The 6,165-nt window shown below is 60.6% G+C and carries 8 protein-coding genes; all 8 read right to left on the minus strand.

Translation table 11 applies throughout. The annotated features are described in order from the left end of the window. Positions 1-33: 33 nt before the first annotated feature. Positions 34-1,962, minus strand: coding sequence for a methyltransferase (locus AC0V2S_RS24480; RefSeq protein WP_475511988.1), 1,929 nt, complete (start codon positions 1,960-1,962; stop codon positions 34-36). 59 nt (positions 1,963-2,021) lie between these two features. After that, on the minus strand, positions 2,022-2,705 hold the full coding sequence (locus tag AC0V2S_RS24485; protein ID WP_475511989.1) for a class I SAM-dependent methyltransferase: 684 nt from the start codon (positions 2,703-2,705) through the stop codon (positions 2,022-2,024). Further along, the gene (locus AC0V2S_RS24490) at positions 2,702-3,469 is read right to left on the minus strand and encodes a phosphocholine cytidylyltransferase family protein (protein WP_475511990.1); all 768 of its coding nucleotides are present in this window, start codon (positions 3,467-3,469) and stop codon (positions 2,702-2,704) included. The genes AC0V2S_RS24485 and AC0V2S_RS24490 overlap by 4 nt, the downstream gene beginning before the upstream one ends. Further along, the gene (locus tag AC0V2S_RS24495; RefSeq protein ID WP_475511991.1) at positions 3,466-4,521 is read right to left on the minus strand and encodes a pyridoxal-phosphate-dependent aminotransferase family protein; all 1,056 of its coding nucleotides are present in this window, start codon (positions 4,519-4,521) and stop codon (positions 3,466-3,468) included. The genes AC0V2S_RS24490 and AC0V2S_RS24495 overlap by 4 nt, the downstream gene beginning before the upstream one ends. A 19-nt stretch (positions 4,522-4,540) precedes the next feature. Then, positions 4,541-4,984 (minus strand): thiamine pyrophosphate-dependent enzyme, encoded by a 444-nt coding sequence (locus AC0V2S_RS24500; protein WP_475511997.1) that lies wholly within the window; start codon positions 4,982-4,984, stop codon positions 4,541-4,543. A 238-nt stretch (positions 4,985-5,222) separates the two neighbouring features. Beyond that, positions 5,223-5,453 carry a hypothetical protein gene (locus AC0V2S_RS24505; RefSeq protein WP_475511992.1) on the minus strand — a complete coding sequence of 77 codons (231 nt, stop codon included), beginning with the start codon at positions 5,451-5,453 and terminating at the stop codon, positions 5,223-5,225. 5 nt (positions 5,454-5,458) lie between these two features. Further along, positions 5,459-5,698, minus strand: coding sequence for a hypothetical protein (locus AC0V2S_RS24510; RefSeq protein ID WP_475511993.1), 240 nt, complete (start codon positions 5,696-5,698; stop codon positions 5,459-5,461). Between the two features lie 115 nt (positions 5,699-5,813). Next, the coding region (locus AC0V2S_RS24515; RefSeq protein WP_475511994.1) for a hypothetical protein at positions 5,814-6,165 on the minus strand (352 nt) is incomplete at its 5' end.

Here is a 6,165-nt window from a genome sequence, read left to right on the forward strand (position 1 = left end):
CGACCAACCCTTCGTCACCAATGGTTTCCCAGGTCAGCGGCAGGTTGAACTGGGTCTTGCCGGCATTGAAATAGTCGCGGTTTCCAGGTGCGAAATCAGGTCGCCAGTATTGAAGTCTTCGTTCTGCACCGCGCGCTCGGAAAGGATCACCTCCGGTAGCTTGTAATCGGGGTATGGGTAGAAGAAGTCGACCTGCGCAAAGCCGGCTTTTTTCAGGCGGCGGGTGAGCTGGCGTTTGCCGTAGGTGGTCGCGTCGTGCACGTCGTAGCGGTTTTCCACGCCGTAATACGGGGTGGCGCAGTGGTCTTCGCTGATGCCGGCGAAATACTTCAGGCCAACCTTGTTCTCGATGGCAAATACCAGCATGCCGCCGGGCTTCAAAGCGCTGGCTGCCATTTTCAGGCCGGCAATAAACGGGTCTTCGGCGTTAAGGTACACCGGCGAATATTCGAGCACGCCAATCAGGGTGACGATGTCGTATTGCGGCTCGAAATCGATGTCCTGGAAGTTGGAATGGAAAATTCGCGCGTTCGGGTGTTCACGAACCCGTTGTGCGGCGATGCCGGCACGGCGCGGAGAACCTTCGACCGCATCGATCTGGCACCCTGACTCGGCCAGGGTTTTGGTGATCGCACCGCAACCGCAGCCCAGTTCGAGCACTTTGACGTCACTGCCCAAACCATCGAGCCAGCGGAACAGGTTGGCCCGTCGCGGGGAGAAGTGGTACTCGCTAGGCCAGTCGTCAATCTGGCTCACCAGCTCAGGGGAAAACACGCTGACGTCGTTGGCACTGGCTACGATATGGCCAATTTTCTGCTCGGTGCCGTCGCCATCGGAATAACCGAAGTGGGTCTGCGTGCCGCCAGTCCATACGCCGGATGCGCGGTCGCGAACAAACTCGGTCAACTTGCGTTTGTGCGGTGCCGGGCGCAAATCGGCGTGGCCGATGGGAGCCGCCAGGTGTGGTTGCGGCAACGGTTTTTTCTGCAGCGCGGCTTCGAGCAGGTCCATCACGCGCTTGGCACTTTCGCCGAAGTGACTGAAGTGGAAATCGCGCAACGCACGCGCACTCTGTTTCGCCGCCTGCGGGTCTTTGAGCAGCGCTTCGATGGTGCCGCGCAAGTGCGCCTTGGTGGTTTTCAGCACATGGTCGAACGGTACGCTGGCCGGGCGTGGCGGATTGCGGTCGGGGATCATCCAGTCGGTCACGGAAATCGCCGGCACATCCAGCAAAGCCGCTTCGATCAGCACGCTCGACTCTTCCGAGACCAGGGCGTCGGCCAGGCCGATGCAATACATGATGCTCACGCGCGGGTCGACAATATGCACGTTGTCGGCAATACCGCGGTGCAGATCGTTCATCGCATGGATGTTGTTCCACACGCCGGTGTATTCAGGTGCCCACGGCGCCTGCTTGAGCAGGAGATTGACCGGTAGATCAATCAGCGCACGAACGAAGTCGTCCTGTTTGCCATCGTTCTCCCACGAGGGTGCGTAGAGAATCGTGTGCTCATGCTTGAGCCCCAGGCTCTCGCGCAGTTTTTTGGCTTCATCAGCAAACCGTTCGCGGTCGCGATAAATCAGATCAGCCTTGGGCCAGCCCACATTGAAGACGCCCAGTTTGGGCCACGCTTGCACTGAACCGGCCTGCGTCGCCCAGCGATCGCTCCATGCATTGCCCGGCACCAGGCCCATGTCGAAATGGTGCCAAGGCTCGGTGTTCCAGAACTGTGGCCAGATATCGTGCCGCTGGGCCAGGTCGTGCAGCATGATGATCGAGAAATCTGCATTGGGCTTGCAGGCGTGCTGGCAATAAACGCCGATCTCCACGCGCTCACTAAGGTCGCCACTGAAACGCACATTAAAGCCGCGTCGCTGCGCTTCTTCGGCAATGGGCGCTACGGCCTGTTTTTCGCAGTCATCACTGTGAAAGAAAGTAATCGAGGTGAAAGCCTTGGACATGATCAATCCGCCAGAATCTCGATCAGCTGAACAAACAGCCGATCACAGTGAGTCGAAATTCATTTAAAGAAAAAGCAGTTGAAGCGATAGCTGTTCTGCGCGTAATTGGGCACGAACTGCTCGCTCAGCTCAACGCGAAAACCGCGCCGCCGGCCCTGTTCGGCAAACCAGTCACGGGCGTAATACTGATGGGCAAAGCCGCGGTATTTACGCTCGTACTCTTCTTCGCTCAGGTGGTCCCGGCGGATGCGTTCGGCCAGCTCGGCATGTTGCAGGTCCGGCAGCTCCAGCACCGCCACGCAGCGCCGGGCTTTGGCAAACATCACGTCGAGCACGGCATTGGCGTAATCCAGATCGGCAAAGTACTGAAACACGCTGTTGGCAATCACCGCATCGAACTGCGGCTCAGCGCTTACCAGGCGTGCGTCGGTGGCCTCGAACAAGCCTTCGGGAATGGCGGCACGCGCATGATCAATCAAGTTCGCCGCGTAATCGGCGCCACCCACCGCGATGCCACGGGCGGCCAACGGGTACAGCAATGCGCCGGAGCCACAACCAATTTCGTACAGGCTGTCGCCTGGCTGCAACGCAAGCTTGTCGGCGACCAGGTGGGTGTATTCAAGCCAGTCATCGGCTTCGATGCGCCCCGCTCCGCTGTCAAAACCGTCCAGCTCAATCAGGGTTTGCAACTGATCGCGACCCTCGCTGGGTGCGCGCCGACTCCACACGTCATGCCAGCTCATAACCCGCGCTCCGCCTGATAGGCCTCGTCACGCTGTTGAATGCGTGGATACACGCGCTCGATCACACGGGTGCGATGTTCTTCGGTGTCGATTTCCGACCACTGCAAGTCATCGATGAGGTGGCAATTCACCGGCACGTCCCGTGCGGCGGCCACCAATGCCTGCTCGTACTCCAGCAGCAACGTCTCTTTGAACACGGTTTCGGCATAGCGACACATAGGGCCAAAACACGCGAGGGCAATACGTGTAATACCCACCAGTTCGCCAATCACCTCGCCTTGCAGTTGGGCGCGCTGTTTGGAGAGGTTGTGCAGTTGCGTGCCCTGCACCTCGACATACACCTCATCGTTCGACCCGGTGGCGCCGGATACCAACAGCACCGTTTCGCCGCCGGCGGCCAGCACGGCGGGAAGCGCACGCCGCTCATAGACCAGGTCCGACTCAAGTAACAAGAAGTCCTGGTTGATCAGCTCGCGGGCGCGGAACAGCGAATTCATGCTGCCGGAGATGGCGAAGTCGGGGTTGTAGACCAGTTCGATTACGCCTGGGTATTGGGCGGCGAACGTTTCGTAGTACGAGGCGAGGTGGCCAACGACCAGAATGATGCGCGTGATGCCCACTTCCAGGAGCTTTTCCACCGATTCCTGAATGATCGGTTTGCTGCCGAACTGCATAAAGCCCTTGGGTTTCTCCACCCCGGCCGGCCCCAGGCGCTGGCCTCTGCCTGCCGCCAGGATCACCGCCACTTCAATGCGTGTAGTCATAGCTGTCCTTTATGCAAAAGCGCACCCAGCGAGGTGAGAAAGCGATCAATGTCCTCGTCGCCAATGTCGCCCATGGTGGCGATACGGAAGATCGTGCTGGCAAGCCCACCTTGACCGGCGTAGATGGTAAAACCGTCGGCCTTCAAATGATCATGCAAAGCGGCGTAGCTCACCATTTCCGGCAAGTGATAGGCCGTCAGCATGCTGGAGCTCTGCGCGGGGTCCAGCAAGGGCTGCACACCCCACTCGGCCAGGGCCTGACGGATACGGTCGGTAAGCGCCTGGTAGCGTGCGCGACGGGCGTCCCAGCCACCTTGCTCCTGCAACTCGACGAGTGCCGCTTGCAATGCCATATAGCCCTGAACGGCTTGGGTGAAAGGCGACCAGCCGTCTTTCTGCGGCGTTACGTACTGCTCCAGATCGAGGTACAAGGCCGGGGAAAATCCGCGCCGCTGGGCCAGCAATTCGTCGCGCCCCAGCACCATTGCCACCCCTGGAACGCCATGCAGGCATTTGTTGGCGGTGGCTGCCACGGCCTGCGGTTGCCAGCGGTCGAAGTCGATGGCTTCACCACCGAAGCTGCTGACGGCGTCGATGAGCAAACCGACCTGACGGGCCTGACAAAGCGCCGCCAAGTCGTCCAGAGCGTTCAGGCGGCCCGTGGTGGTTTCGTGGTGGATAACTGCGACACAGGCGGTTTCGGGATGCAGCTCCAGCAGCTCGCCAACCTGAACCAGGTCGATGGCCTCGCCCCATGGCTGCTTGCTGATCAGCACCGGTTTGCCCTGGCGCTCCAGCATCTGCGCCAGGCGTTCGCCATACACGCCATTGCACACCACCAGCGTCGGTGCGCTGCGCGGTGCGAAAGTCGCCAGCATGGCTTCGACGGCGCAGCTGCCGGAACCGGTCAGCATGACGGCGGTATATCCGCCAGCCGCGTAAAGCGTCTGTATCTGTTGGCGCAAGCTCAACGTCAGCGCGGCGAACTCGGCCTCCCGGTGGCAAAGGTCTTCACCTAACAACGCTTCCCGTACACGCGGGGAAAGTGTCACAGGCCCTGGGTTCATCAAATCACAGCTCACTCCTTTTAGCGTGTTTGGACAGGCCTTGAACCTGCTGGCGCAAACGTTCGGTGACCACAATGGGCCCCACCGCCGGGCGCGGCAGCGGACTGACCACGCCCGGGGTGATCAGCGCACGCACAAAAGTCAGGCCCGAGGTGGCATGCTTGAGCAACGCCGATAATGCCGCGGGTTCATGAATATCGTGTACCTGGGCATAACCAAGCTGCGTGGCCACGGCGCTCAAATGCAGAGAATGGCTGATCGTACCTTGCCCACCGGTGGACTCGTGCATGCCGTTGTCGAGCAGCACATGGACCAAGTTGGCGGGGGCTTGATAACCCAGGGTGGCCATGGCCCCCATGCGCATCAGCACGGCGCCGTCCCCGTCCAGCACGATGACGCGTGCTTGCGGGCAACGAGCGCCAACCCCAGCCCAACGCTCGACGCACAGCCCATAGCACCGACCAGATAAAGCTGGTTGGCCCGGTCGTTCAGCGCATACAGCTCACGGCCGGTGTAACCGTGTGGCCACAATAAGATCGTGAGTTCCGCGGCCTGCTGCCCAGCCGCCAACATCTGGTTTCTGCTGGCATGCGGAGCGACAACTGGCGCTGCGGGTGCCGGTGTGGATGGCGGCTGCATCGGCGTCAGCGTAGGCGCCGGATTGGCCGCCACGCTGCCCTTGCGCATCACCAGGCAATAAGGCCGTGCCTCGTTTTGCTGCCAAGCAACGACGGCGTCGAGGCAGGCGTCAATGTCTTCGTCACAGGTGGGAAGTACGCCCAGGGGATCTCCATCAACTCCAGCATCGCTGGCGTAATGGAGCCCATCAGCTCATGTTGCGGCTCATCGGCTTCGCCGTGGGGATCACCGCGCAACGTCACGATCAGTAGGCAGGGAATGCGGTGGGTATGCAGCAAGGAGGTCAGTGGATGACCGCATTGCCCAAGCCCGAGTTCTGCATCATGGCAACAGCCGCGACACCGCCAATTTGCGCACCGGCCGCGATCGCCACGGCATCGCCTTCATTGGCCGCTGGCACATAGCGCAGCGACTGGTCGGCAATCACCCGTTGATCAACGCTGCAGGTACGAACACGGCACCCCGGTCCACAAACCGAAACCGCGCTGCTGGGCTGCGGCGATAACGCCTGAGCCGACACCATCAAAAATTCTCCGCGTCGAGCAGATCGTCTTCGGTATCAATATCCAGCCAGTGCCCGGTCAGGTAGACGACACGAACGGCATGCCCCTGCTCGACCAGCGCATTCAGCAGGCTGGTCATCTTCGCTTGCTCGGACGTTGCCAGCAGCCCTGCGTGACTTCACGCACCGTCGGCAGAATGCCAGCCGACATTTTTACAAAGCCCATCCACTCGCCGTGTATCTCGCTATCTTCCAGGCGTTTGCTCACACGCTGAGGTGCACGGACGGCTGTGGTGCATGCGCGAATAGCCGACGAGGTATGCACGTAATCGGCGTCGCGGTCGCGGTTGACGCTCTCCTGCCACGCAGTGTCGACCACCATCACCAGATCGCCCGGGGGTTTCACACAGCACGTCGACAATGTGCCGGCGAACAGCACGTCGCCATATGAAACGATCACACCATGGCTTTGCTGCCCATCCCTTCCA

This window comes from Pseudomonas sp. CC11G (assembly GCF_056174845.1).